Here is a 26,703-nt window from a genome sequence, read left to right as displayed (position 1 = left end):
ACCGGAGACCCCCATGCTTTCAACCACCAGCAGTCAGGCGTATGCACCAGACCCGCGCAATGCGGACGTCAAGGTCTACCTCAACGGTGAGTTCGTTCATCGCGATGCCGCTAAGGTATCGATCTTCGACGCCGGTTTTGTCTGCGGCGATGGCGTCTGGGAAGGACTGCGACTGGTGCAAGGCCGTCTGGTTGCCCTGCAGGCGCATCTGGACCGGTTGTTCGAAGGTGCGTTGAGTATCGATCTCGATATTGGCCTGACCCGTGCCGAAGTCGAAAAAGTGCTCTGGGATACCCTGGCTATCAATGGCATGACTGACGGTGCACACTTGCGTCTGATGGTCACCCGTGGGCGCAAAAGCACGCCCAATCAGGATCCGCGCTTCATCATTGGCAAGGCGACTGTGGTGTGTGTAGCTGAGTACAAGGTCGTCGATCTGGAAGCCAAGGCAAGAGGCATTTCGCTGTTCACCTCGACCTACCGTTGCAGCACGCCGGACGTGTTTGATTTGCGGCTCAACTCCCACAGCCGTCTGAACCTGATTCAGGCTTTGCTGCAAGCGTTGCACGCGGGTGCCGATGAGGCTTTGATGCTCGACAGCCGGGGCTTCGTCGCCAGCTGCAACTCCACCAACTTCTTTATCGTGCGCAAAGGTGAACTGTGGACGTCATCGGCGCATTGCTGCTTCAACGGCATTACCCGCCAGACCCTGGTCAGTCTGGCGCGTGAAAACGGTATCAAGGTTCACGAAGGCGAATTCACGCTGGCTCAGGTCTACAGCGCCGATGAGGCGTTCGTCACCGGCACGCTCGCGGGCAAGCCCAGCTCCCACACAGACTGCACAGGTCTGCATTCCAGGTCATAAGCTGTGCCCTAATTACCCACCGGCTTCACAAACCGCAACGTGAACCGGTCAGACTCGCCGATCGCTGTGTATTTCGCCCGGTCCTGATCGCCCAGTTTGTACGAGGGCGGTAAGGTCCAGACGCCTGCGGAGTAGTCTTTGCTGTCTTTCGGGTTGGCGTTGACTTCGCTTTGCGCTTCCAGCTTGAAGCCCGCATCCGTGGCCAGTTTCACCACGTAATCAGTAGGCAGATAGCCGCTGGCTTTAATGCTGCTGACATCCGCTCCGTCTTTGGCCCTGTGATCCACCACGCCCAGCACGCCACCGGGTTTGAGCACCTTGAAAAACGCGGCGAACATCTGCGGCGCGTCATCGGCCAGAACCCAGTTGTGTACGTTGCGGAAGGTCAGTACGCGGTCGGCAGAGCCGGGTTTGCCGAATACCGGTGCCTGCGGGTCGAACTCGATGGTTTCCGCTTCGCCATAGCGAGCTGGGTCCGCCTTGAGTTTTTGCTTCAGGCCATCGGCGGCTTTCTTGTAATAGTCGCCAGAGGAGGGCGCTTGAAGGGCTGCGATGTAACGGCCATGGTCCTTGAGCAAGGGCGCGAGAATTTCGCTGTACCAGCCACCACCCGGGGTGATCTCGATTACCGTCTGCTGAGCCTGCAGACCGAAGAACTTCAATGTCTCTTGTGGATGACGATACCTGTCGCGGGCGCTGTTTTCCTTTGTTCGCCATGGGCCTTCAAGCACTTTCCGGTACTGCGCATCAGTGATATCCGTTGTCGCAGCCTGGCTGAGGGCCGGTGCGAGAAGCGAGGCGAGGGTCAAAGCCAGAAGGGTGCGGGTCATGATTGTCCTTGTGGGATGTGTACCAACATCGAGCTGTAAACACAGTACCTGTAGGAGTGAGCTTGCTCGCGATTCGGTCTATCAGTCGATGAATATATTGCCTGTGCTGACGCTATCGCGAGCAAGCTCACTCCTACAGAAGAGCATTCCAAATCATGTGGTTATATTTTGTTTGATGAGCGCTGCCGAATGGATTTCAATTCAATACTGCGCTGCCACCTCCAGCCGTCGCCCCGGTATCGCATCAATCAGCTCACGGGTATACGCCGCTTCCGGCTGGTGGAAAATTTCGCTGGCAGCGCCTTGTTCGACGGTCTTGCCCTGACGCAATACCAGCACCTGATGAGCCACGCTGGCGACCACCGCGAGGTCGTGAGACACCAGCACATAGGCGATGCCCAGTTCGTGTTGCAATTCCACCAGCAGATCAAGAATCTGCGCCTGTACCGACACGTCGAGGGCCGAGACCGGCTCGTCGAGCAGCAGCAAGTCCGGTTGCAACGCCAGTGCCCGGGCGATGGCGACTCGCTGTCGCTGACCACCGGAAAGCTCCCGTGGCAAACGGTCGAGATAAGCCACCGGCAGATGCACCCGCTCGATCAGCTTGCGTGCGGCCTGTTCCAGGTCCCGGCCTTTTAACAGCCCGAACGACACCAGCGGCTCGATGATGCTCTCGAACAAGGTGAAGCGCGGGTCGAGGGCAGCGAAAGGGTTCTGCTGAACCAGTTGCATACGTCTGCGCAAAGGGCGGAAGTCGCGCCAGCCCAAATGAGTGATGTCCTGATCTTCGAACAGCACGCGGCCCTGAGTCGGTTTTTCCAGACCTAACGCAATGCGCAACGCGGTGCTTTTACCCGAGCCGGACTCGCCCACAATGGCCAGCGTTTGCCCCGGATATACCTTGAAATTGACGTCTTCAAGGGCCTGGAATTCAGCGTTTTCGCCTTTCACATAGGGCAACCGAAACGACTTGCCGACATTCTCCAGCGTCAGAATCGGCGCTGCACCCTTCGCCAGAGTGCGAGGTGCAACGGGCGTCTTGCGCTGGCCGAAAGCGGGCGCGGCGGCTATCAATGCCTGGGTGTAGGAATGGCTCGGGTTAATCAGAATCTGTTGCGGCGGGCCTTGTTCGACCAGTTCACCGCTTTTCATCACCAATACTCGATCCGCGCGATCTGCAGCCACGCCCAGATCGTGGGTGATGATCAATAACGAAATGCCGCGCTCGGCCACCAGTCGTTGCAGGTGATCAAGAATCTTGCGTTGTACAGTCACGTCCAGCGCACTGGTGGGTTCGTCGGCGATGATCAGCCGAGGGTTGCCCGCCAGCGCAATCGCGATCAGCACGCGTTGACGCATGCCACCCGACAGTTCATGGGGATATTGCCGGGCGCGCAGCAATGGCTTGTCCAGACCCACCTGTTGCAGCAACTCCAGCACATCAGCATCCAATGCGGGATAACGACGGCCGTGAGCCTGAATCAGCGCCTCGCCGATTTGCTTGCCAATGCGCAGCGTCGGGTTCAAACCGACCATGGGATCCTGCGGCACCAAACCGATGGTGCTGCCACGAAGCTGGCGCTTCTGCCGTTCAGAGGCGTGGGTCAGGTCCGTGCCGTCGACCCACAGTTCGCCGCCGGTCACTATGGCGTTGTCCGGTAATAGCCCAAGAATGGCATTCGCCATAGTGGACTTGCCGGAACCGGACTCACCGACAATGGCCAGGGTTTCCCCTTTGGCGACCTGAAAGGAGACGCCGCGCACAGCCTGATTGACCTGCCCGCCAAAACGGTAAGCAACAGCCAGTTGGCGCACGTCGATCAATGCATCCGTGATGCTCATCGTTGAGTCTCCTCAAGGGTGCGGGCGATGTGGTTGAAGCTGAATACGACGGCGACGACGAACAGCCCCGGCAACAACGATACCCACGGCGCGGTCATCAGGAAATGACGACCGTTGGCGATCAGCGTGCCCCATTCGGCAGCCGGTGGTTCTGCGCCGAAACCGAGAAAGCTCAGGCCCGCAGTCGCGAGAATCGCCGCGCCGAAATCCAGTGTTGCCAGTACTGCAAACGGGCCCCAGGCGTTGGGCAGGATGTGGCGCAGCAAGGTCCGGGTCCAGCTGGCGCCGCCCAGACGCGCCGCTTCAACGTAGGGCAGGGTTTTGATGCGCAGCACTTCGGCTCGCGTGGTGCGGGCGAAACCGGGGATGATCCCTACGCCCACGGCGATGGCCACCGGGATGGTGCCGAAGCCGATCGCGGTGACGATGGCCAGCGCGAGCAGCAGGCCTGGAAGGGCCAGCAGTACATCAATGAAACGCATGATCACGGCATCGATGCGCCCGCCAGCGAAACCGGAGACGATGCCCAGGCTCAAGCCACCCGCCAGCGCGATGCCCACTGCCAGCAATGCTGCCTGTACCGAGAGGCCCGATCCGTAAACCACGCGGGTGTAGAGGTCTCGGCCGAGTTCATCGGTGCCGAACCAATGCACACCATTGGGTGGAGTGAGTTTGTCGATGGGGGAGGTAGCGTAAGGCGCAAAGTGGGTGAGCAGGTTGGGCGCCACGGCGGACAACAACGCAAAGGCGATGATTGCCACCGCCAGCACGAAGCCTGGTCGGCGCAACAGCGGTTGGGTGGCCTCCAGTGCGCGGCTGAAACGACTGCGACGTCGCCACAGCGCGGGCGGTGCCGGATCCGTTTTGGTGAAGCTGCGGGCCAGACGTTCAAGGCGATTATCAAAAATAGTCATGGCGTCAGGAGACCTTTGGTGTGTGGGCGATACGTGGGTCGAGGGCGGGGTAGAGCAGGTCAACGATCAGATTGATCAGAACAAAGGCCGCCGCCGAAACTGCGACGATTGCCAGTACCACGGGGATGTCCTGGCGTAATACGGCTTCTTGCGCGAGGCGACCGACTCCAGAACGGGCAAAGATCGTCTCGACCAGTACGGCTCCGGAGACGGTATTGCCCACTTGCAGACCGATCAGGGTCAGCAACGGCAATGCCGCGTTCTTGAAGGCATGCCGGGCCTGAACCTGGGCACGGCTCAGGCCTTTGGCGTAGGCGGTAATGATGTAGGGTTCTTTCCAGACACCTTGAAAGCCGCGTTGCAACACCTGGGCATAAACCGCAGCGCTGGGAATCGCCAGGGTGACGGCGGGCAGGATCAGGCTGGAAAAGCCCTGATTGCCGGTGGCCGGGAACCAGCCCAGGGTAAAGGCAAATAACTGAATCAGCAGCAGCCCCATCCAGAACACTGGCACCGAAAAGCCCAGCGAGGGCAATCGGGCCAGTGCGACCTTGAGCGGCTGCCAGCGTACATAAGCGGTGAGGTAGGCCAGACCGATGCCGCCAATCAATGAAAACACGATGGCCAGACCGGCCAGCGCCAGGGTCTGCGGCAAGCGCTCGACGAGCAATTCTGCCACAGGGCGGTTGAGGGTCAGCGAGCTGCCGAAATCACCCTGGACCGCGCCCCACAGCAAGTGAAAGTACTGCTGGAAAATCCCGCCATCCAGACCGTAATAGGCTTGTGCCTTGGCGATTTCTTCAGGCGACAGCGCGTCGATTTCGACACCCGACGCACTGAGCATGATCGACAGCGTGTCACCGGGCAGTAAATACAGGATGAAGTACGTCACGCTGTACGCGCCCCACAACACCAGCAGCGCCTGGCCAATCCGGCCGATCACGTAGCGGCTCATGGCGCTGCGATCTCGATGTCGTTGAGCAGGGCAAAGCCTTCGGCGGTCCAGTAGAAGTTATGGACTTTCTTGGCGGTCGCGGCCTGCCAGACGCGCTCGTAGATCGGGAATGCCGAGCCTTCTTCGATCAACAGATCCTGCAGATCGCCGTAAGCCTTGGCGCGCTGTTCGGCCTGTGTGGCAGTCAGGCCCGCATCAAACAGTTCCAGTGCCTTGGGCAGGGTTTCCGGTGCATACAGGTTGGTGGCCAGGGTCGAGCTGTTGGCCGAGCGCGGATCAATAATGGTTTGCAGAATGATCGGGTCGGCACGGGTCATGTAGGTAGAGGTCAGGTCATAGTTGCCCGAGGCGTTGGCGGCCGCCCATTCAGCGGTGGTCAGCACATTGAGCTTGAGTTCGATGCCTATCTTGCGCAGTTGGTCCTGAATCAGCACATCGCCTGCGGTTTCCGCTGGCGACAAGTTGTAGACCAGCTTGAGTCGTTTGCCGTCCTTGCTGCGATAGCCGTCCGGACCTTTTTGCCAGCCTGCATCATCCAGTAGCTTTTCCGCACCTTGCGGGTCGTAGGCCAACTGGTCGGACTTGTTTTTGTAATACGGCGTAGTCACGTCATAGATGCTGGTCACCACCGGGAACTGCGGGTTGTACACGGTCGCGGCATAGGTCTTGCGGTCGATGCCTTTTTGCAGCGCAAGCCGCACATTGCGATCCGCCAGGATGCGCGTGCCACGGGTGTTAGGGTAGAAGTTCAGCGCCGGGCCAGGCAGCGAACGGCTCTGAATCGTGGCGCCCTTGGATTTGAACAGGTTCAGATCGACTTCAGAGAAGGGCGCGCGAGGCCAGAGAATATCCACCTGACCTTGTACGAACTGGCCGTTGCGCACGCTTTCTTCCGGCACGTAGCTGACCTCGACGGTATTGAGGTGCGCCTCGCCCTTGTTCTTCGCATTGGCGGACGGCCAGGCATAGCCCTTGCGCTTGACCAGCTTCAAGCCGCTTTCCGGGGTGTAGCGCTCGAGCACGAACGGCCCGGTGCCAATAATGGCGCCCAGCGAACGTTCCTTGACGCTGAGCTTGTAGGATTCCGGCGCCAGAATCGAAAGGTTGGTGGTTGAGGTGGCTTGCAGAAATCCTGCGTTAGGCGTGGACAACACCAGCTTCACGGTGAAGTCATCGACGACTTCTGCGTGATCGTAGCCCTTCAGATAGGTCGCGCCGAACGTGGTAGGCAGTTGCGCCGCAAAGGCTTTGTTGGAGTCATAGGCTGCTTTGACCGCCTGAGCGTCGAAGCGCGTGCCATTGCTGAAGGTCACGTCTTTGCGCAGATGGAACGTGTATTCCAGCGCGTTATCACTGACTTCCCAGCTTTCAGCCAGCCAGGGAATGATCTTGCCGTTTTGCGGGTCCTGATCGGTCAGCGACTCGGCAACGTTGCGCAAAACTACGCGATGCTCCAGCCAGTAAACCTGGAAGGGATCGAGGCTGACGAGTGTGGTGTTGTCGCGAAAGAAAGCGATCTTCAGGGTCTTGTTGGCTTCCAGATCCTGAGCGGACGGTGAGCAGCCCAGCAGGGTGGCGGCGGTGGCGCAGGCAGCCAGCAGGCGAAGTAACGGGAAACGTTTACTCATCGCGCAATCCTCGACCCTTGACCCATGAGACTGTGTATTGCAACGCCTGGGGCGCGGTTGGGTATTGCCAAGGAATGTCTCAGATGCATGGATGGATCCTTTACACAGCGGGAGTTGGGCAGATGGGAAGGCTGACAAGAGCGCAGGGTCAGGCTGTCTTTCTAAGACCGTATTCTTATGGTTGGCTGCTGTAAAAGGCTTTTTGCTTCTAAGCTAATATGTATTTTATTGATTGGTTTGCGATTTGATTATGCTCAATATTTATTTCAAGTTCTTCGGGGTCGTGTCCGTCGCCCTGTCGATCCTGAGAAGTGACACTGACTGATGGATTGAGATTTATATATGCCTAAACTGAATGTTAGGTGCGTATATAAATAATAAAATTAAATATTAAGTTAGACCAATAAGGAATTTCACAAGGCTGTTTCCTTGCTTTAGGTTCTTAAGCGTCAGCCGTAAAAACGGCCACAACACGATGACTCGACCCGACCCCTCGCACGGTGGAGGAGAGCAGCAGCCAGCCTTTATGCGAGGGACCCCGATCATGACGATCTAGCGTTATTGCCCATTTCTCCGACCCGTCGACAACCCATGTCGCGTGGTCCGGAACTCCTAAATGCCAACCTGTCAACGCGCTCCAATGTGCGCAGCGATTGCGTTCGCCTGAAGAAAAAAGCTCGGCAACACGAGCACTGCTTGAGTAGAACCGAATGAGCCATGCACCCGTCATCCCCCGAAGCATTTACAGCCTGCCCAACAGCAATAACCGTCTGACCCTCGATAGCGTCCCGCGCCACGATGACCTGCTGCAAGAGCGGTTGCATCGCAAGCAACGTCTTGCGGCGGCTTATCGCCTGTTTTCACGTTATGGATTCGAAGTCGGCCTGGCCGGGCATTTCACCGCTCGCGATCCGATTGAAACCGATCACTACTGGATCAACCCGCTGGGCGTGCCGTTTTCGCAGATCAGTGTTTCGCAACTGCTGCGCGTCGATGCCCAAGGGCACGTCGTCGAAGGTGACGGGCTGCTCAATAACAGCGCACTGGATTTGCATTACGGCTTGCAGCAAGCCCGTCCGGAAGTTGTCGGTATCGCCCATTTACATGGTTTTTATGGGCGCACATGGTCATCGCTGGCGCAGCTTTTTGATCCGATCACGGCGGAAGCCGGGGCCTTTGTCGGCGATCAGGCAATCTTTCCGCGTCATGCGTTACGCAAAGCCGACGGCAGCCTGGAGCATGACCGCGACATCGTGACCGGGGCATTCGTCGACAGCTTTGCAGGCAACAATCTTTTGTTCTGGCAAAACCACGGTGTCTGGACGGTGGGAGAAACGGTCGAGAGCGCGGCCTGGCGTTTCATTCTTGCTGAAGACGTAGCGCGCTCGCACTTGCTGGCTCGTGCTGCCGGGGTGCCGGTGATCCCGCAAGTGGAGCCGCCAAGTGCCCAGAGCAAGGCGCGCAACGAGCTTTTTGCCTGGCTCAATTTCCAGCCGTTGTGGGACGAGATCATCGCCCGGCAACCTGATCTGTTGGCCTGAGGACATGGTTGCTATTACCCGACGCCAACTGCTGACCGCCAGTGCGCTTGCGGCAGCCGGTGGCTTGCTGGCCTCCCTTACGCCGCCAGTGTTCGGCGCTGAGCAGGCGCCACTGCGGGTCTGGCGCTATAAAGGCTCGGCAGCCTCGTTCATGGGGCTGGCCGGACAACTCGATACGCCTTATCCCGTCGAGTGGATCGACATTGGCGGCGGCAACCTGGTCCTCGAAGCCCTGAACAGTGACAGCCTCGACTATGTGTACATGAGCGAGATCCCGCCGATCTTCGCGTCCATTGCCAAGGTGCCGATTGCCTTGGTGGCGACGATTCCCGGTGATGTCAGCGACATTGGCATCGTGGTGCGCAATGACGCCGATATCCAGCAGGTTGCGGACCTGAAGGGCAAGAAGATCAGTTATGTGCGGGCCACCAACACCCATTACTTCCTGTTGCGCCTGCTCAATCAGCACGGCCTGTCTCTGAAGGATGTGCAGCCGATTCCCATGCCGATCCAGGAAGCCTTGATCGCGTTTCGCAGCGGGCATCTGGATGCCGTGATCGGCGGCGGTATTTCTGTGCTTCAGTCCGTGCAGTCCGGCGGCACCCGCTTGCATAACGTCAGCGATTACCGGGGCAACACGCTGATCGCTACGACGCAACGCGCCTTGCAGGATCCAGTACGCAGCGCGCAGGTCGCTGATTTTCTTCTGCGTGAGCGTGCCACCTGGGCCTGGGTACAAAACAACCCTGAGGCCTGGGCGCGGCGTAATCAGGAGATCACCGGCATCGATGCGCAACTGTATCTGGATCAGTTGCGCCTGCGTGGCGAAGCGCAGCGCATGGTGCCGGTTTCCGAGCAGTCCATCGCCTCCCAGCAGCAAGTAGCCGATGCCTTTTTTGAACATCAGTTGATTCGCCAGCAGGTCGACGTGCGACCGCTGTGGCGTAACGACTTCAAGCAGATTCTGGAAAGTTGATTCTTATGAAAATGAACTCTCACGCGGTGGCGACTCCGCTGGCACCGTGGTTTTTCGCAGGTTTCAGCTTGCTGCCGGTCATGGCATTTGCCGCTGACAGCAGCACCGATACCCTGGATACAGTAATCGTCACCGGTTCCCGGGGCAGTGAGGCACGGACCGTAACCAGCAGTCCGGCACCGATTGACGTAATCAGTGCTCAGCAGCTGGAAAAAACCGGCTCCGGCAGCCTGCGCGGGGCATTGGAAAAGTCCTTGCCGTCCTTCAGTCAGCGACCGTCCGGCAGCTCCAACGACAGCATTGCCCGGCCATACAGCCTGCGCGGTCTGAACGGTTCCAATGTGCTGGTGCTGGTCAACGGCAAGCGTCGCCATAACAGCGCCGTCATCAACCTGGATTCGACGGCGGCTTATGGCACCAACCCGGTGGATCTGGACATGATCCCGATCAGCGCCATCGACCACATCGAAGTGCTGCGTGACGGTGCGTCAGCCCAATACGGTTCGGACGCCATCGCCGGGGTGATCAATATCATCCTCAAGCAGAATGACAATGGCGGCACGGCCAGCACTCAGTTTGGCGAGTATTACAAAGGCGACGGCGAGATTATCAAGCAGGCCCTCAACGCCGGTTTTGCGCTGCCCAACGACGGCTTCTTCAATTTTTCGCTGGACGCCAAGTCGCAGCAGACCGCCGTCCGTTCGAGGGATGCGACGGGCGCGCTGTATTACCTGCAAGCCGATGGCTCGGCTGATCCGCGAGAAGCAAGCACTAATCGTGAACTGCAAAAGAACGGTTTGCCGAAAATCAAAGCCATCAACGTCGGCTATAACGCCGAGCTGCCGCTTAATGACGACTTGAGCCTGTATTCCTTTTCCACTCTGAGCAAGCGCGATGCGCGGGGCGGGCAGAACTACCGACGGCCGAACTCGACCAACATCATCCCCGAGATTTACCCCGACGGGACGGCGCCGTTCTATACCCTTGAAGAGATCGACTATCAGGTCGCCGCAGGTGCCAGGGGGCTGGTCAAGGAGTGGAATTGGGATCTGAGTTCGACTTTTGGCCGCGACAAAGGCCAGGCCGGTACCGACGAAACACTCAACGCGTCTCTGGGGCCGTCCAGTCCGACGCATTTCGATACCTACTCCAACACCTTCGATCAATGGACTAATAACCTCGACCTGACCCGTGCTTTCGAGGTCGGTCTGGCTAAACCCTTGCAGGTTTCCTGGGGCGCGGAGCATCGCCATGAGCGTTACAAGACTGAGTCCGATGACCCGCTTTCGTATATCAATGGCGGCTACGTTTACCCGAGCGGGCCGCTGGCCGGAAGACCGGCAGCCATCGGTGCGCAGGGTGCGATTACCCTCACACCTGAAGACGAGGGGCAGAACAGCCGAAACAGCTACGCGACCTATCTGGACCTGGGCATCAACCCCACCGAAAAGCTTTACGTGGGGGTTGCCGGGCGTTTTGAAAAGTATGACGACAGCTCCGGCAACACTGCCAGCGGCAAACTCGCGCTGCGCTACGATTTCACTCCCGAGTTTGCCGTCCGCGGCACGCTGAGCAACGGTTTCCGGGCGCCTTCGCTGTCGCAGTCCACCTACGCGCAGACTTCGAACCAGTACACCTCGGTCAACGGCGTGCTGCAGTTCGTTGAAGCCAAGACCGCCCGGGTCGATTCGGCGTTGGCCAAGGCATTGGGGGCCAGCGATCTGGACCCGGAAAAGTCACGCAACATCAGCGTGGGCTTCACCTATAAGCCTGTGCCCGCAGCCAACCTGACCCTCGATGCTTACCAGATCGAAATCAAGGACCGTATCGGGCTGACCGGCTTTCTGTCCGGCAACAGCGTCGATCAGATTCTTCAGCAACAGGGCTATCGACCCGGCTACCGGGTGAAGTACTTCACCAACGCGGCCGACACCACCACCCGCGGTGTCGACCTGGTCACCGACTACAAAGTCGATTACGGCCGCTACGGCAGCGTCAAATACGGCCTTGCGTTCAACTACAACAAGACCGAAATAGACAGCGTCAAATCCACTCCGTCGGCGCTGGCTTCTACCGGACTTGAGCTGTTCGACCGGGTTGCCCAAGGCTATCTGACCGTGGCCAATCCCAAGACCAAGTTGATTCTCAGCGGTAACTGGCAGGTCGATAAATTCAACATCAACCTGGCGCTCAATCGCTACGACAAGGTCATCTCCCGTGACGTCAATCCTGACTTTGACGTGACCTTCGGTGCCAAGTGGATCACCGATCTGGAGGTCGCTTACGCGGTGACCGACAGCCTTGGTGTGGCGGTCGGCGCCAACAACCTGTTCGACGTGCGTGCTGACAACAACGCTTACCCCGCTGGCGACGTCAACGGTTTTCCCAAATTCGGCAGCATCTCGCCGTTCGATCCCTACGGTGGCCTCTGGTACACCCGTGTGAGTTACACCTTCTGACAGGGGCATCAAGTATGAGCACTGCAAAACCACAGATCATCCTTGGCGCGTTTATTCCCAGCGCCGGGATTTTAGGCTCCAGCTGGCGTCATCCGCAGGCTGCCGCGGACTCATTCAAGGATTTCGATCACTTTCGCTGGATCGCCGAGACCCTTGAAAAAGCGCGTTTCCACACGCTGTTTTTCAATGACAGCCTGAACGTCGATCTGGACCTGGATGCGTTGGCGCGTGGCCCGAACAGCGTGCGCTGGGACCCATTGGTGCTGATGCCGGCGCTGGCGCTGGTCACCCGCGACATCGGCCTGATCGGCACCGCGAGTACCACCTATAACGAGCCGTACAACATTGCCCGCAAGCTGGCCAACATCGACCATCTGAGTGGCGGCCGGGCAGGCTGGAATCTGGTCACATCGCTGGGCGGCGGCGAGAACTTCAACCTGGATGCTCACGTTCAGCACGCCGACCGTTATGAGCGCGCCGAAGAGTTTTATGACGTGGTCACCGGCCTCTGGGACAGCTGGGAAGATGACGCTTTTGTGCAGGACAAGGCCAGCGGCACCTGGCTAGACGTGGAAAAAATGCACGTGCTCGATCACCACGGCAAATCGTTCCAGGTCAAAGGCCCGCTGAACGCAGCGCGGCCCATTCAGGGTTATCCGGTGATTGCCCAGGCGGGCTCCTCAGATGCCGGTCGTGCCTTGGCGTCGAGGGCGGGGGAGCTAGTGTTCACGGCGCAACATACGGTGGAGCAGGGCCAGGCGTTCTACACCGAAATCAAGCAACGTGCGGCCGCGTTGGGGCGTAATCCCGATCACCTGAAAGTGCTGCCGGGTGTCTCGCCGGTGGTGGGGCGCACCCAGGCCGAGGCTCAGGCCAAGTACGACCGTTTGCAGGAGTTGCTTGATGCCAAGACCTTCCTGCGCACCATTTCGCGGTTTACCAGCCTCGGGTTTGATCTCTCCGAATTGCCCTTCGACGAAGTGGTGCCGTTACCGCCGGAACAGTTCGACACCAACACCCATAAGAGTCGCCAGAAGCTGGTCTTCGATCTGATTCGCCGTGAGCGGCCGACGGTGCGGCAGCTGTTCAACAAGCTGACATCGGGCGGGCACCGCATTTTGATCGGGACGCCTGAAAGTATTGCCGACGACTTCCAGCAATGGTTCGAAGCGGGAGCAGCAGACGGTTTCAATGTGATGTTCAGCGGCCTGCATGAAAGCATCAGTGATTTTGCCGAAGGCGTCGTGCCCGAACTGCAACGTCGCGGCCTGTTCCAGCGTGAATACCAGGGCAAAAGCCTGCGGGAAAACCTCGGCTTGCCGTATGTCGCGAATCGGCATGCGCGCTGAGACCTGCAGAATCAATTGGATCTTCTGGGAGCGGGGCTGCCCGCGATAGGAGCGCTGTGGTTCGAAGGTATACCGAGGCGTCCTTATCGTCGGAATGCCGCCCAGACCAAGCACCGCTCCCACAAAAGATCGCATTGCCCTGTTAGAGCCCAGCTCCCACAGGGTCCGAGCCAGACTTCAGAGAAAGTTGTTCCTTATGATCTTGAGTACTTCGTTAAAACTTGCCACCGGCGCTCGACTGGCCTTGCTCTTCGTCGCTGTAACCCTCGCCGGGTGCGGCGATGAGTCCAATTCGCCGATCACCAATACCACCGCCAGCCCGGTTGCTGGCGGCATTCTCAAAGTCGCGCTGGACGGCGACCCCAACTGCATCGATCCGCAGCAGGCGGGTAACAACACCGCGCTCAACGTGGGTCGGCAGGTGGTTGATTCACTGACTGATCAGGACCCGAAAACCGGTGAAATCGTGCCTTGGCTGGCCAGCCGCTGGGAAGTGGATGGCGAATCACGACGTTTCACCTTTCACCTGCGCGAAGGCGTCAAGTTCAGTGACGGCAGTGCGCTGAATGCAGCGTCGGTGAAAGCCAATTTCGAAAACATCGTGGCGCTGGGAGCGCGCTCGGTACTGGGTTCGACCTATCTGGCAGGCCTGAAAAACATCGAGACGCCTGACCAGAACACCGTCGTCATCGAGTTCGGGCAGTCCAACGCCCAGTTCCTGCAAGCCACTTCTACAATGAGTCTGGGGCTGTTGGCGCCGGCGACGCTGGCTTTGCCTCCTGCCGAGCGTTGCCAGGGCAACCTGATTGGCAGCGGACCGTTTGTGATCAAATCTTTCGTGCATAACCAGAGGGTGGTGCTTGCACGTCATGAAGCGTATTCCGGGGAATCGTCCCTGGCGACGCACAAAGGCAAAGCCTGGCTGGACGGGATTGAATTTGTCATCGTACCGGAGTCCGGCGTGCGTCTGGGCAGTCTGTTGTCAGGCCAGATCGACGTCGACACTGCTGTGGTGCCGCAGAACGAAACGGTCCTGGAAAACCAGGGTGTGTCGTTGTTGACCCGAGCCAATCCGGGCGTGGTGTACAACCTGACGCCGGATGAAACCGACCCGTTGTACAGCGATATAAAGGTCCGTCAGGCCCTGATCAAAGCGATTGATCGCGAGCAGTTGCGCAGCATCATTTCCCGCTATCAAAAACCGGCAACAGCCTTGCTGGCAAGTAGTACGCCGTTTTATCGCGATTTTTCTTTTTTGTTGAAATACGACCCGGAGGGCGCAAAACAGCTGCTCGAAGAGGCGGGCTGGAAGGTCGGCGCTGACGGCATCCGTAGCCGTGACGGCAAGCGCCTGGCCCTGCAACTCAGTTACTGGCAAAACGCGCCGATTCTGGAGTTGGTACAGCAGCAGTTACGGCTGGTCGGCATCGACTTGCGCCTGAACAAATCCACCATCAGCCAAATCGCTGCCTTGCAGTCTGCCAGTGACATGCACCTGACATTCTTCAACCTGACCCGCGCCGATCCGGACGTGGTGCGGACGGTGTATGAGGTGAACGGCCGCAATTACAACCGTCGCCAACCTGCACCGGTTGATCAGCTCTTGCAGCAGGCCGCAGCCACGCTGGACAACGCCCAACGCCAGAAACTGACTGATCAGGCCAGCGAGATCCTCTTGCGTGAAGGGCATGCAATCCCGTTGATCGAACTGTCATCGGTGCTGGCCCACGGCAAACAGGTGCAAGGGCTGCATTATGAAGCGTCATCGCGGTTGCAGTTTTTCGATACGTGGTTGCAGCGGTAGGAGTTCCGATATGTTCCCGAGACAACGCTATCTAACTGCAGACGCAAAACCCTGTGGGACCGGATTCATCCGGGAAGGCGCTGTTGCTGGCGCTGAAGATGTGGTGACTGGTACGGCCTCTTCGCGAATGAATTCGCTCCCACATGAACGCGGGCGTTCAGATGGATATGTGTCGCGTGAAAGGAGAGCGCCATGAGCAACAGTTTATTGATCACCCCCGGCAACGAAGTGGCGACCCGCTTTCCGCTCAGGCAGGCATCGATCTATCTGCTCAGCCGCATTGGCCAGGCGTTGCTGGTGCTGTGGGCTGCGTTCAGCGTGTCGTTTGTGATTTTGTACGCGCTACCCAGCGACCCGGTGAGCATCATGCTCAATCAACAGGGCGAACCTTCAGCCGTCGACCAATTGCAAGTCGATGCCTTGCGCGCTGAATACCATCTGGATCAGCCCTTGCCTGTGCAATACGGCATTGCCCTGTGGAAGGCGCTTCAGCTGGATTTCGGTCACTCGATACAGAGTGGTGAACCGGTGGTGCAGGCCTTGGCTCAGGCATTGCCAGCCACGGCTGCGCTGACCTTTCTGGCGCTGGGCTTTGCCTTGCTGGCCGGCATTGCGCTGGCGTTGACGGCCAGTCTGGTCAAGCGTGACTGGTTGCGTAATGCGCTGCTGGGCATCCCTTCGGTGGCGGTCTCATTGCCCACATTCTGGATCGGATTGCTCTTGTTGCAGGGTTTTTCGTTCTCGTGGCACTGGTTCCCGGCCATGGGCAATCAGGGCTTCAGTGCCTTGGTCTTGCCCGCGCTGACGCTCGCTATCCCCACTGCGGCAGTGATTGCCCAGGTACTGACGCGCTCGTTGCAGGCGGTGCGTGCGCAACCCTTTGTCGAAGTGCTGATTGCCAAGGGGCTGAGTCCGCGTCGCTTGCTGTTCGTGCATTTGCTGCATAACGCCGCCATTCCGCTGTTGAGTCTGTCCGGGGTCATTGTCGGTAACCTGCTGGCCGGTTCGGTGGTGACTGAAACGGTGTTCTCACGTGAAGGTGTCGGGCGACTGGCTCAAGGCGCTGTCAGCGGTCAGGACATCCCGCTGGTGCAAGGCGTGGTGGTGTTGGCAGCGTTGATCTTCATCAGCGTCAACTTGCTGGTGGACGTGCTGTATCCATTGCTTGATCCGCGTATTCAGGGAAGGAGCGGCAAATGAGCAACGTACTCAATGACGATTTGGCACTGAACAGCCTCGCCAGTGCGCCGATCACCCGGCCGCACTGGAGCCGAACGCTCGCTGCGCTGCTGCTCAGCAGGCCGTTACTGCCGCTGGGTATTGCGGTGCTGTTAACCGCGCTGGCCTGGGCGCTTTGGCCGACTGCATTCAGCCATTACGACCCCTTGTCGGGCGTACCCAGCGAAGCGTTGCAAAGTCCAGGCGCCCGGCACTGGTTTGGTACCGACCAACTGGGTCGTGACCTGTACAGCCGCGCGGTTCACGGCTCGGCGATTTCGTTGCAGGCCACGGCGCTGGCGGTGGCGATCGCCTTGCTGGTAGGCATCCTGCTGGGCGTTATTGCCGGCTACTTCGGCGGTCTGGTGGATGCGTTTCTGATGCGTGTGGTGGAAGTGTTGATGGCGATTCCATCGCTGTTACTCGCGATGGCAATCATCACGGTGCTGGGCTTTGGCACCCTGAACATTGCGCTGGCGGTGGGACTGTCGTCCGTGGCGACCTTTGCCCGATTGGTACGCGGTGAAGTATTGCGTTGGCGTACTTCGGTGTTCGTCGAAGCAGCTGTGTCCTGTGGTGTGGGGCCATGGACCATCATCCGTCGGCATATTCTCGTGCATGCCGCAGGCCCGGTGCTGGCGTTAGCTGCACTGGAGTTCGGCAGCGCAGTGCTGGCCGTTTCTGCCCTGAGCTTCCTCGGTTTTGGCGCACCTCCGCCGCAACCGGAATGGGGCCTGCTGATTTCCGAGGGGCGTAACTACATGGTCGCCGCCTGGTGGTACACCACCTTGCCGGGGCTGGTGGTTGCATCGGTGGTGCTGGCGGCCAATCAGCTCGCACGCGCGGTCCAGGATCTACAGGGAAGCAAGTCATGAGTACCGCAAACGCTGTTTTACAGGTCAGCGACCTGAGCATTGGTTATCAGACCCGTGAAGGCCGGGTGGATGGTGTCAGTCAGATCAGCTTCGCCCTGTACCCCGGTGAGATTCTGGCCGTGGTGGGTGAGTCCGGCTCCGGCAAGTCCACCACGGCGGCGGCATTGGTCGGGTTGTTGGCGGGTAATGGCCGGATCGAATCCGGAAGCATCCTGCTTAACGGTACGGAGCAGGTCGCCGCCAGCGAAAAGCAATGGCGCAACTTACGCGGCAATGTGCTGGGCTTTGTGCCGCAGGACCCTGGTCTGTCGCTGGACCCTGTCAAGCGCATTGGCGCTCAGTTGCAGGAAGCCATGACGATTCATGGCGTGCCGAGGGCCGCTGCCAGGCTGCGTACCAGCCGATTGCTGGAAGAAGTCGGCCTGAAGAACATTGAGCGAGTGCAGCGCAGCTTCCCGCATCAGCTGTCCGGGGGCATGCGTCAGCGGGTATTGATCGCGATTGCGTTGGCGAACAATCCGGCGCTGATCATTGCCGACGAACCGACCAGTGCGCTGGACGTCGGGGTGCAGCGGCAGATTCTCGACCGTTTGCAGGAACTGGCCCGAGAGCGCGGCACAGCGGTGCTGCTGATCACCCATGATCTGGGGGTTGCGCTGGATCGGGCTGACCGGGTGTTGGTGATGTACCGTGGCCGCGTCGTCGAAAGTGGTGACACCCGGCAGATGTTCCAGCGACCGCAGCACGCATACACCCGACAACTGCTGAAAACCGTTCCGGTGCTGTCGGCTGCGGCCCAGCCGGTGGTGTCCGAACGCCGCCGTGCTGCTTTCGACAACGAGCGGCCATTGCTGGTGGTCGAGCGGTTGGGCAAGGATTTTTCCAGCTGGCGTAACCCGGGTCTGCCAGCCGTGGATGATGTGTCGTTTACGCTGTTGCGCCGGGGTACCACCAGCCTGGTGGGGGAGTCGGGGTCAGGTAAGTCCACCACGGCTCGATTGATCCTGGGCCTGGAAAAACTGGACAGCGGGCGTGTGCTGTTTGACGGAGCGGAAATCAGCCAATACACACGCCGCGACTGGCAGGCGTTGCGCCGCAGGATTCAGGTGGTTTACCAGAACCCTTATGCGTCGCTGGACCCCGGTTTTACCCTGGAGCAAATCATTACCGAGCCGTTGCAGGCTTATGCTATCGGCGACAAAGCCTGGCGTTCGGCACGCGCTGCGCAACTGCTGGAACAGGTGGAGCTGCCGCCCCGTTTGTTGCATTGCCGACCGGGGCAGCTTTCGGGTGGTCAACGGCAACGTGTCGCCATCGCCCGTGCGCTGGCACTTGAGCCAGAGCTGGTGGTGCTGGACGAGCCACTTTCTGCACTGGATGCCTCGGTGCAGACGCAGATATTGGCGCTGCTGGCTGATCTGCAGCAGCGACTGGGGTTGAGTTACCTGTTCATTTCCCATGATCTGGCGGTGGTGCGACAGATCTCTGATCAGGTGGTTGTGATGCAGGCAGGCAGGGTGGTGGAGCGGGGCGATACCGAGCAGGTGTTCGAATCACCGACCCATCCCTACACCCGTGGTTTGCTCGCGGACGTCCCCGGCAGGCGTTATCTGGACCTGCTCGACGAGTTCTCCCGGGCTCTGGTGCTGCGCCGGATTGCGATTTGAGCGAAGGCGGTAATGGCTGTGATGAGCCTTGTGGGAGCCGAGCTTGCTCGCGATGCAGGCTCCGCGGTCTATCAGACAAACCGCGTTGTCCCTCTCGTAAACAAGTTCGCTCCTGCCAGCGGTTCATCTCGCGTCACCTTGGTAGGAGCGAACTTGTTCGCGAGAGATTCTGTGAACCCCAAAGATTTAGCGCCAGCCCAATTGCTCGCGAACAAGTTCGCACCTACCGCTGGGGCATTCCGCGGAATTTGAGGTTTCTTTCAGTGCTGTGAGCAGCCCACGTTATGCTCCCGATGCATATTCTTAGCCGAAAGCGTTCGTTCGGATTTATGAAGTTTTAGATTAGCGTAGTGGCCCTTGGTAAGCCTCACAGAATCAGTCTGTGAGCTGCTCACAGACTGGATCGAGCCGCTAGATGACTACTCCCGCCACGCCGTTTGCCAGACCCGAGGTCGCCAGTTTTGGCGATGATGCCTATGGCCGCATCCGTCGCGACATTCTTTCCTGCCGGTTGATGCCAGGCACGAAAATCACCGAGCCTGACCTGATGGCGGACTACGGCATCGGTAAAAGCAGCTGCCGCATCGCGCTGACCCGTTTGTGCCATGAAAACCTGCTGCGCTCGATTCCGCGCAAGGGCTATCAGGTCGCACCGATCACCTTGAAAGACGTCGAAGAAATCTTCGCCCTGCGGGTGCAGCTCGAACCCATGGCCGCACGACTGGCGGTCGGGCGTGTTGATCTTGAACAGCTACGGGCCCTCGAAGCAGCTTGCCGAGTTCGCCATCTGGTGCCGCTGTCGGAGCAGATTGACGTGTTCATGGACGCTAACAAGGCGTTCCACATGGCGATCATCGAAGCCTCGGGCAATGAACGACTGGTGCGTACCTTGTCCGGCCTGATGGATGAAATGACCCGTCTGGTGGCGCTGGGTTTCAACGTGCAAGGCACCAAACCCGAGATCAAGCACGATCACAACGCCATGATCAACGCCTTCGAAGAAGGCGACGGCAAGCGGGCCGAGCTGATTGCCCGCCGCCACATAGAAACCTTTCAGGCCATGACGCTGGAGAAGGTCTACGACAGCCTCAGTGAATCCGGCGCATCGCTGCCGATGCTTGCCGCGAGGTTTGCCCGATGACCGCGCACGCCTTTTTTCCGCTCACGGCTCCGGCGCTGAGCCTGCAAGGCATCTCCAAATACTTTGGCGAGCTGGAAGTGCTGCGCGATATCTCGGTACAAGTCGCTCAGGGCGAAATTCTCGCCTTGTTGGGCACCTCCGGCTGCGGCAAAAGTACGCTGTTGAATATCCTGTCCGGTCTGCTCAAGGCTGATCAGGGTAGCCTGCAACTGGAGGGCCTGGCCGCCGAAGACTTCGACGGCTGGCGCCGCGTCGCCTACATGTTCCAGGAAGATCGCTTGCTGCCTTGGCGCACAGTGCGCAGCAACGTCGTTTTTGGCCTGGAAGGATCGGGTCTGAGCAAGGCCGAGCGCCTGGTCCGTGCCGATGCCGCGCTGAAACTGGTGGAGCTGGAGGCGTTCGCCAAGGCTTGGCCGCATCAGCTGTCGGGCGGGATGCGCAGTCGCGTGGCACTGGCGCGCAGCCTGGTGGTGGAGCCCGGTGTGTTATTGATGGACGAGCCGTTTTCCAAGCTCGATCCGCAAACCCGCAGCCAGATGCATGATGAATTGCTGCGCCTGCAAGCGCTCAAGGGCATGACCATCGTCTTTGTCACCCACGACGTGGAAGAAGCCGTGGTGCTGGCCGATCGCGTGGTGGTTCTGGAGCCGAGACCCGGCCGGGTACGGGACATCGTTGCGATTGACTTGCCGCGTCCACGCACGCCGACCGCCGCGGACGTCAGCGAGCAGGTTCGTCAACTGCGGTTGAAGGTATGAACAGCATGCTTGGCAACCGGTTTGTGATTCTTTTTGCCCAGCGTTTGCTGTTAGTGGCGGCGTTTGCTGTCGCCTGGTGGTATGCCGCCGGAAGCGTTCCATCCTTCGTGTTGCCTGGGCCAGAAAAGGTCTTCATCGCACTGAATACGCTCTGGCACAGCGCGACCTTCGCTCATGATCTAGGCGCGACCATGGGTCGGGTGTTCAGTGGTTTTGCTCTGGCGGCACTGATCGGTACGCCACTTGGACTGGCCTTGGGTTCAAGCCGCACGCTGGCGCAATTCTTCGAGCCAATCCTCGCCGTGTTTAACACGGTGTCTTCAGCGATCTGGGCGATTTTCGCGATTATCTGGTTCGGCATTTCCGATGCGACCACCGTTTTTGTGGTGTTCATGACGTCGATGCCATTGATCCTGACCAATGTCTGGCAGGGCGCGCAGACCGTGGAGCGCCAGTACATCGATCTGGCGCGCTCGTTTCGCATGTCCCGCGGCCAGATCCTGCTGAAGATCTACTTGCCGACCATCCTCCCGTACTTCTTTTCCGGTGCCCGGCTGGCGTTCGGTTTCGGCTGGCGAGTGTCGCTGGTCGCGGAGACCCTCGGCGCGTCTGACGGTATCGGTTACCGCCTGCGTCAGGCGGCTGATCTGGTGCAGAGCGATCAGGTGTTCGCCTGGACGATCTTGCTGGTCACGTTGATGTTGCTACTTGAGGCGGGCGTGCTCAAACCCCTCGAACGGCGTTTGTTTCGCTGGAAAACCTCCAATCAATAACCCTTTGAATTATTCCTTCAGGAGCTGCACCCATGCGCAAGCTTTTTGCCGCCGCAGCGTTGGCGACGACTGTTTTTGTTTCTTTCTCCAGCCAGGCGGCCGAAGCCGTCCGCATCGGCTACTGGACCAGCGGCGTCAGCCTGGGCTATGGCTCGGTGCTTGAGGCCAAGGACTTCCTGGCCAAGCGCGGTATCGAGGCGACCTTTGTGCATTTTCCGGACGTGAATGCGCCGATCCGTGCACTGGCGGCTGGCTCCATTGACCTGGCATTTGGCGCGCCGGTGGCAGGCGTGTTCAGTGCCGCAGCCGAAGGCGTGCCGATCAGAATCTTTGCCGCCACTCAGCCGGCCGATGTGCAATTTGTAGTGCCTGCGGATTCCCCGATCAAGTCGGTGGCCGAGTTCAAGGGCAAGAAAATCGGTATGTCACCCACCGGTTCCTCGGTGGCGGTGATTGCAGGCACGGTGTTGGCGGGCAACTACGGCATTCAGCCAACGGACTTTTCGTTGATTGGCGGCAATGAATCTCGACTGGCGCAGTTCCTCTCGCAAAAGCAGGTGGACGGTGCGGCCTTGCGCTCATTGACCATCGACCAGTTGGACGACGAGCTGAAGGTCAAACGCCTGGGCAGCTTCGCGGATGAGTGGAAGAAGCTGACCAAAACCGACGCGGTGCCTTACATCGGCGTCGGTGCGGTGAACGCCAAATTGGTGGACGAGCATCCTGAGACCGTCGCCAGGGTCATTGCCGCGCTGCGCGACACGTTGGCCTGGGGCGCAGCCCACCCTGACGAAGTCGTCGGCATCCTGGAAAAGAGCGCCAACCTGCCGACCAGGGACGCCAAAGTTTACGTGGGCCTGTGGAATGCCATGAACCGTGTGTCCTTCGAGCCTGCCGACATCGAGACCCTGAAATTGCAGCACAAGGTGTTCATCGAAGGCGGCCTGGTCAAGGGCGAGCTCAAGGATGACCTGTTCGCTACCAAGCCTTACGCCGACTCCAAAACCCTTAAGTGATCAATCCAGATCCATCAACGACTCAGGAGAAATCCCCAGTGAGCAAAACCATGAAAGCCCTGGTACTCGATGCACACGGCGACCTCGACCGTTTGCGCGTGGTAAGCGACAAGCCGGTACCGGCAGTCACCCAGGGACACGTCGTAATCCGCGTTGGCGCGTCGTCCTTTAACTACCACGATGTGTTCACCGTCAAAGGCATGCCGGGTATCAAAGTGCCGTTGCCGGTGGTCATCGGCCTGGATCTGGCAGGCACCATCACCGAGGTCGGCGAGGGCGTCAGTGGCTGGAGCGTTGGCGACCGTGTACTGGTCAATCCGTTGAAACCCGATGTCGGCCTGATGGGCGAAATGGTTGACGGCGGCATGGCTGAATATGCGCTGGTGGATGCCCGTCAGTTAATCAGCCTGCCGTCGGCAGTGAGCTTCGAGCAGGCCGCGGCGTTGCCGGTGGCTTATGGCACCGCGCACCGCATGTTGATCACTCACAACACCGTAAAACCTGGCGACCGTGTGTTGATTCTAGGGGCCAGTGGCGGTGTGGGCACGGCCAGCGTGATTCTTGCCAAACTGCTTGGCGCTGAGGTGATCGCTTGTGCGGGCAGTGACGCCAAGGGCGAGCGCCTCAAGGAAATCGGCGCCGATCACGTGCTCAATTATCGCGAGACCGATTTCTCCAAGTGGGCGATTGCCCAGTACGGCAAGCCACAACGCCGCACTCACGAAGGCGGCGTTGATGTGGTGATCAACTTCACCGGCGGCGACACCTGGGTGCCATCGCTCAAATGCCTGAAGCGCGGCGGCACCTTACTGGTCTGTGGCGCGACTGCAGGTCACGATCCCGCCGAGGATTTGCGTTACGTGTGGAGCTTCGAGCTCAACATCAAGGGCTCCAACAGCTTCTACGAGGAAAACCTTGTGGGCCTGCTGGACCTGATTGCCGAGGGCAAGATCGATCCGCTGATCGACCGCGTTCTGCCTCTGGAACAGGCTGCCGAAGGCTTGGCGCTGATCCGCGACCGTGAAGTGTTGGGCAAGGTTGTCGTCAAGCCCTGAGCCCTTTTTAACCTTTTAATGCTGTACCGCTGCCGGAGGTTTCCATTCGGCGGCACGGGGCTCGTTTGCCCTGGATTCAGCGACTCGGCTGGATTTAAACGCAACTTCTGTAGGAGCTGCCGAAGGCTGCGAAACATTCGTCCTGCCACACCGCTATCGCAGCCTGCGGCAGCTCCTACAGGTCCAGCGTTTGATGCGAGAAAGCGTGGGATCTCCCCTAACTAGACAACCAGGAATTTGAACATGACAGATACATTGCCAACCGCTGCCGATATTCAAGCCCGTTTGCTCAAAGGGACTTACCACCAATGGCTGGGCCTTGAAGTGATCGAGGTGGGCGAGGGCTGCATCGAACTCACCGCCAAATGGCGCGAAGAGTGGGTGGTCAACGTCGAGGGGGGGTACACCCACGGCGGGATCCTCGCGGCATTGGTCGATCTGACGGCTGACTGGGCGCTGGTCTCGAAAACCGGCAAAGGCGTGCCGACCGTCGATCTGCGTGTCGATTACCACCGTGCCGCCAAGGGCGATTTGCGTGCCACGGGCCGGGTGATCAAGTTTGGCAAGCAGTTCTCGGTGGCTGAGGCTCAGGTGTTCGATAGTGAAGGGCATCTGGTCGCCAGTGGCCGTGGTCTTTATTCGACTCCTGCTGCCAAGGCCTGATCATGCAAACCGCTCTGGATCATCTGGTCATCAATACTCGTTTCGAGACTGACACCGCAGCTCAAGTGTTCGCTGCGCTGGGTTTCACCCTCACGCCGCGTGGTTATCACTCGCTGGGTTCACTCAACCATTTGATGATGTTCCCGGGCGGTTACCTCGAACTCATCGGCTTGCCGCTGGGCACGCGCAAGTTACGCCAGGAGGTGCTTGACAGCCCGCTGGGCATTGACGGTCTGGTGCTGAGTACCCGTAACGCCCATGCCACGCACAGTGAACTGGTCAGCGCCGGTTTTCTGGTGCAGCCGGTGCAGCGCTTCTCCCGCGCCGTGGAGCATCAGGGACGGGAGTTGACGGCGCGTTTCACCACCGTGCGGCTGCAAGCCAACCACTTTGCCGCCGGGCGGGTTTACTACTGCCATCACGAAACCCCCGAACTCGTCTGGCAGCCGCAGTGGCTGACGCATGCCAATGGTGTCAGCGCGATCGTCAAACTGACGGTGCTCAGCGCAGAGCCCGAAGCGGCACGCGAGCGCTATGCCGCATTGGGGCAACTGGGCGATGGCTTTGCACTGGACGTTATTGATCAGGTCACCCTTGAGCAGCGCTATGGCGCGTCCGCCAGTCAATTGAGCCAACGAGGCGAGCGTTTTGCGGCGATTACCCTGCGCTGCGTTGATCCTGCCGAACTGGCGCGCCTGGCCGGGCAGGCCGGCTTGCCCTATCGGCTCGAAGCGGAGCGTGTACTGATCGAGATTGCCGAGTTCGAAACCTTGCTGGAGTTTGTCTCGTGATCGACGGCATCAAAAACCTCGGCCGGTTGATAGACCGCCAGGCTGACCGGGAAAGGGTGGCGTTTGTTGGAATAGACGATACAGCCTCGACCGATAGGAGCGAACTTGTTCGCGAGGCGGCGCGCCTGACACAACGCCTCGTGAACAAGTTCGCTCCTGCCGGGAGGCTGGCTGCAGAAAGATTCATCACCTACGGCGAACTCGATGACTTTGCCGATGGCGTTGCCCGTGCGTTGGCGGCACGAGATTTCGCTCAGGGTGACAGGGTCGCCGTGTTGGCCGCCAACTCCGTGGAATACCTGGTGGTGGTGCTGGGCATCATGCGTGCCGGGCTGGTAGCGGTGCCGGTCAATTACAAATTCCCTGATGCCACGGTGCATTACGTGATTGCCGACAGCGGTGCGCGGTTGCTGTTCTGTGATCCGCGTCGTTTGTCGTCAGCACCCGTCGGGCTTGAGCACATCGAGTTGAGTACCGAGGGGCTTGATACTTTCGCCAATCCGGGGCCGTACGAGGCATTCGCGCCACTGGCAGATGAACCCGCGCTGATTCTTTATACCTCGGGTTCCACCGGCAAACCCAAGGGCGTGGTGCTCAGCCATGCGGCGCATTTGTGGGTGGTGCGAACCCGTTTGCAGGCGACCCGCCTGGCCGACGAAAAACCATTGATTGCCGCACCGTTCTATCACATGAATGCCTTGGCGTTGGCTTTCCTCAGCCTGGCGTCTCACGCAACGACCGTGCTGCTGCCGCAATTCACCGCCGCGAGTTACATCGCTGCGGTTCAGCGTCACCGCTGCACCTGGTTGACCGCGGTACCGCCGATGATCGCCATGATGCTCAGTGAAAAAACCTTGCTGGCTGAGGCTGATCTGTCGTCTGTGCGGGTCGTACGCATGGGTTCTGCGCCGGTGAGTGCCAGCCTGCTTGAGCAAATCCACTGCCTGTTGCCTGAAGCAAAAGTCATCAATGCTTATGGCACCACCGAAGGCGGGCCTGTGGTCTTTGCGCCACATCCGGCTGGCTTACCTACACCGGCGATGTCCTTGGGCTGTGCTCACCCAAAAGTACAGCTGCGATTGCGCGATGAAGCCGGTGCGCTCGGTGATCAGGGCGTACTGGAACTGCGCAGTCCCGGTTTGATGACCGGATACCACAATCGCCCGGACCTGCCGCTGCCGTTTACCGCTGAAGGTTATTACATCACCAGCGACGTTTTCGCCCGCGACTCGCAAGGCTTCTACACCTTTGTCGGCCGCCGTGACGACATGTTTGTTAGCGGCGGCGAGAACATTTACCCAAGTGAAATCGAGAAATTGCTGGAGCGTCATCCCGCGGTACAGCAGGCCTGCGTGGTGCCGGTAGAAGACGCCATAAAAGGCCACAAACCTGTGGCCTTTGTGGTTCTGCGCGAAGGTTTTAAAGCCAGTGAAGACCAGCTCAAAAGTTTTGTGCTGGAACACGCCGCTGCTTACCAGCATCCGCGGCGGGTCTGGTTTCTTGTCGCACTACCACTCGCCACGACTAACAAGATCGACCGTCGCGCCCTGATTGATCAGGCGCAATCAGTTTTGACTCAATAA

22 protein-coding genes are annotated in these 26,703 nt (G+C 59.3%); 17 read left to right on the top strand and 5 right to left on the bottom strand.

The annotated features are described in order from the left end of the window. The first annotated feature begins 13 nt into the window (after positions 1–13). A complete protein-coding gene (locus tag RX972_RS10745) occupies positions 14–865 on the top strand; it encodes an aminotransferase class IV (protein WP_316874929.1) in 852 nt (283 codons plus the stop codon). An 8-nt stretch (positions 866–873) separates the two neighbouring features. Here the strand turns inward: RX972_RS10745 and RX972_RS10740 are convergent, their stop codons facing one another. From RX972_RS10740 to RX972_RS10720, 5 genes are all read right to left on the bottom strand, one after another. Then, positions 874–1,695: a methyltransferase gene (locus tag RX972_RS10740; RefSeq protein WP_316874927.1), complete on the bottom strand. Its 822-nt coding sequence runs from the start codon at positions 1,693–1,695 to the stop codon at positions 874–876. Positions 1,696–1,896: 201 nt separating this feature from the next. Next, positions 1,897–3,537: an ABC transporter ATP-binding protein gene (locus RX972_RS10735; RefSeq protein ID WP_316874926.1), complete on the bottom strand. Its 1,641-nt coding sequence runs from the start codon at positions 3,535–3,537 to the stop codon at positions 1,897–1,899. Then, on the bottom strand, positions 3,534–4,451 hold the full coding sequence (locus RX972_RS10730) for an ABC transporter permease (protein ID WP_316874924.1): 918 nt from the start codon (positions 4,449–4,451) through the stop codon (positions 3,534–3,536). The genes RX972_RS10735 and RX972_RS10730 overlap by 4 nt, the downstream gene beginning before the upstream one ends. A gap of 4 nt (positions 4,452–4,455) precedes the next feature. Then, positions 4,456–5,406: an ABC transporter permease gene (locus tag RX972_RS10725; RefSeq protein WP_095102106.1), complete on the bottom strand. Its 951-nt coding sequence runs from the start codon at positions 5,404–5,406 to the stop codon at positions 4,456–4,458. Continuing rightward, positions 5,403–7,034 (bottom strand): ABC transporter substrate-binding protein, encoded by a 1,632-nt coding sequence (locus RX972_RS10720; RefSeq protein ID WP_316874920.1) that lies wholly within the window; start codon positions 7,032–7,034, stop codon positions 5,403–5,405. Before RX972_RS10720 ends, RX972_RS10725 begins: the two co-directional genes overlap by 4 nt. Before the next feature lie 710 nt (positions 7,035–7,744). Between RX972_RS10720 and RX972_RS10715 the strand changes: the two genes are divergently transcribed. From RX972_RS10715 to RX972_RS10640, 16 genes are all read left to right on the top strand, one after another. Then, a complete protein-coding gene (locus tag RX972_RS10715; protein WP_122704046.1) occupies positions 7,745–8,575 on the top strand; it encodes a class II aldolase/adducin family protein in 831 nt (276 codons plus the stop codon). A gap of 4 nt (positions 8,576–8,579) precedes the next feature. Further along, positions 8,580–9,551: an ABC transporter substrate-binding protein gene (locus tag RX972_RS10710; RefSeq protein WP_316874916.1), complete on the top strand. Its 972-nt coding sequence runs from the start codon at positions 8,580–8,582 to the stop codon at positions 9,549–9,551. A 5-nt stretch (positions 9,552–9,556) separates the two neighbouring features. Beyond that, positions 9,557–12,010 carry a TonB-dependent receptor gene (locus tag RX972_RS10705; RefSeq protein WP_316874914.1) on the top strand — a complete coding sequence of 818 codons (2,454 nt, stop codon included), beginning with the start codon at positions 9,557–9,559 and terminating at the stop codon, positions 12,008–12,010. Positions 12,011–12,024: 14 nt separating this feature from the next. Continuing rightward, positions 12,025–13,359 (top strand): LLM class flavin-dependent oxidoreductase, encoded by a 1,335-nt coding sequence (locus RX972_RS10700; protein ID WP_122397744.1) that lies wholly within the window; start codon positions 12,025–12,027, stop codon positions 13,357–13,359. Positions 13,360–13,555: 196 nt separating this feature from the next. Next, positions 13,556–15,163 (top strand): ABC transporter substrate-binding protein, encoded by a 1,608-nt coding sequence (locus tag RX972_RS10695; protein WP_316874911.1) that lies wholly within the window; start codon positions 13,556–13,558, stop codon positions 15,161–15,163. 192 nt (positions 15,164–15,355) lie between these two features. Next, on the top strand, positions 15,356–16,363 hold the full coding sequence (locus RX972_RS10690) for an ABC transporter permease (protein ID WP_122704054.1): 1,008 nt from the start codon (positions 15,356–15,358) through the stop codon (positions 16,361–16,363). Continuing rightward, the gene (locus RX972_RS10685; RefSeq protein ID WP_122397747.1) at positions 16,360–17,256 is read left to right on the top strand and encodes an ABC transporter permease; all 897 of its coding nucleotides are present in this window, start codon (positions 16,360–16,362) and stop codon (positions 17,254–17,256) included. Before RX972_RS10690 ends, RX972_RS10685 begins: the two co-directional genes overlap by 4 nt. Then, positions 17,253–18,923, top strand: coding sequence for an ABC transporter ATP-binding protein (locus RX972_RS10680; RefSeq protein ID WP_316874906.1), 1,671 nt, complete (start codon positions 17,253–17,255; stop codon positions 18,921–18,923). Before RX972_RS10685 ends, RX972_RS10680 begins: the two co-directional genes overlap by 4 nt. A gap of 415 nt (positions 18,924–19,338) precedes the next feature. Beyond that, positions 19,339–20,064, top strand: coding sequence for a GntR family transcriptional regulator (locus RX972_RS10675; protein ID WP_122397750.1), 726 nt, complete (start codon positions 19,339–19,341; stop codon positions 20,062–20,064). Then, complete coding sequence (locus RX972_RS10670) at positions 20,061–20,822, top strand: ABC transporter ATP-binding protein (RefSeq protein ID WP_316874903.1); 762 nt, start codon at positions 20,061–20,063, stop codon at positions 20,820–20,822. The genes RX972_RS10675 and RX972_RS10670 overlap by 4 nt, the downstream gene beginning before the upstream one ends. Beyond that, the gene (locus RX972_RS10665; RefSeq protein ID WP_316874900.1) at positions 20,819–21,595 is read left to right on the top strand and encodes an ABC transporter permease; all 777 of its coding nucleotides are present in this window, start codon (positions 20,819–20,821) and stop codon (positions 21,593–21,595) included. Before RX972_RS10670 ends, RX972_RS10665 begins: the two co-directional genes overlap by 4 nt. 32 nt (positions 21,596–21,627) lie before the next feature. Beyond that, complete coding sequence (locus RX972_RS10660; RefSeq protein ID WP_231665841.1) at positions 21,628–22,611, top strand: ABC transporter substrate-binding protein; 984 nt, start codon at positions 21,628–21,630, stop codon at positions 22,609–22,611. A gap of 38 nt (positions 22,612–22,649) precedes the next feature. Next, the gene (locus RX972_RS10655) at positions 22,650–23,666 is read left to right on the top strand and encodes a zinc-binding dehydrogenase (protein ID WP_122704060.1); all 1,017 of its coding nucleotides are present in this window, start codon (positions 22,650–22,652) and stop codon (positions 23,664–23,666) included. A 243-nt stretch (positions 23,667–23,909) separates the two neighbouring features. Further along, positions 23,910–24,329 (top strand): PaaI family thioesterase, encoded by a 420-nt coding sequence (locus RX972_RS10650; RefSeq protein ID WP_122704062.1) that lies wholly within the window; start codon positions 23,910–23,912, stop codon positions 24,327–24,329. 2 nt (positions 24,330–24,331) lie between these two features. Continuing rightward, positions 24,332–25,120: a VOC family protein gene (locus RX972_RS10645; RefSeq protein WP_231665843.1), complete on the top strand. Its 789-nt coding sequence runs from the start codon at positions 24,332–24,334 to the stop codon at positions 25,118–25,120. Further along, entirely contained in the window at positions 25,117–26,703 is a 1,587-nt protein-coding gene (locus tag RX972_RS10640; RefSeq protein WP_316874893.1) for a class I adenylate-forming enzyme family protein, read from the top strand. The genes RX972_RS10645 and RX972_RS10640 overlap by 4 nt, the downstream gene beginning before the upstream one ends.

Source organism: Pseudomonas syringae group sp. J309-1, assembly GCF_032582135.1.
Taxonomy (GTDB): domain Bacteria; phylum Pseudomonadota; class Gammaproteobacteria; order Pseudomonadales; family Pseudomonadaceae; genus Aquipseudomonas; species Aquipseudomonas quasicaspiana.
Note: the sequence above shows the minus strand (reverse complement) of the source record. Positions and strands in the feature narration are given on the sequence as shown.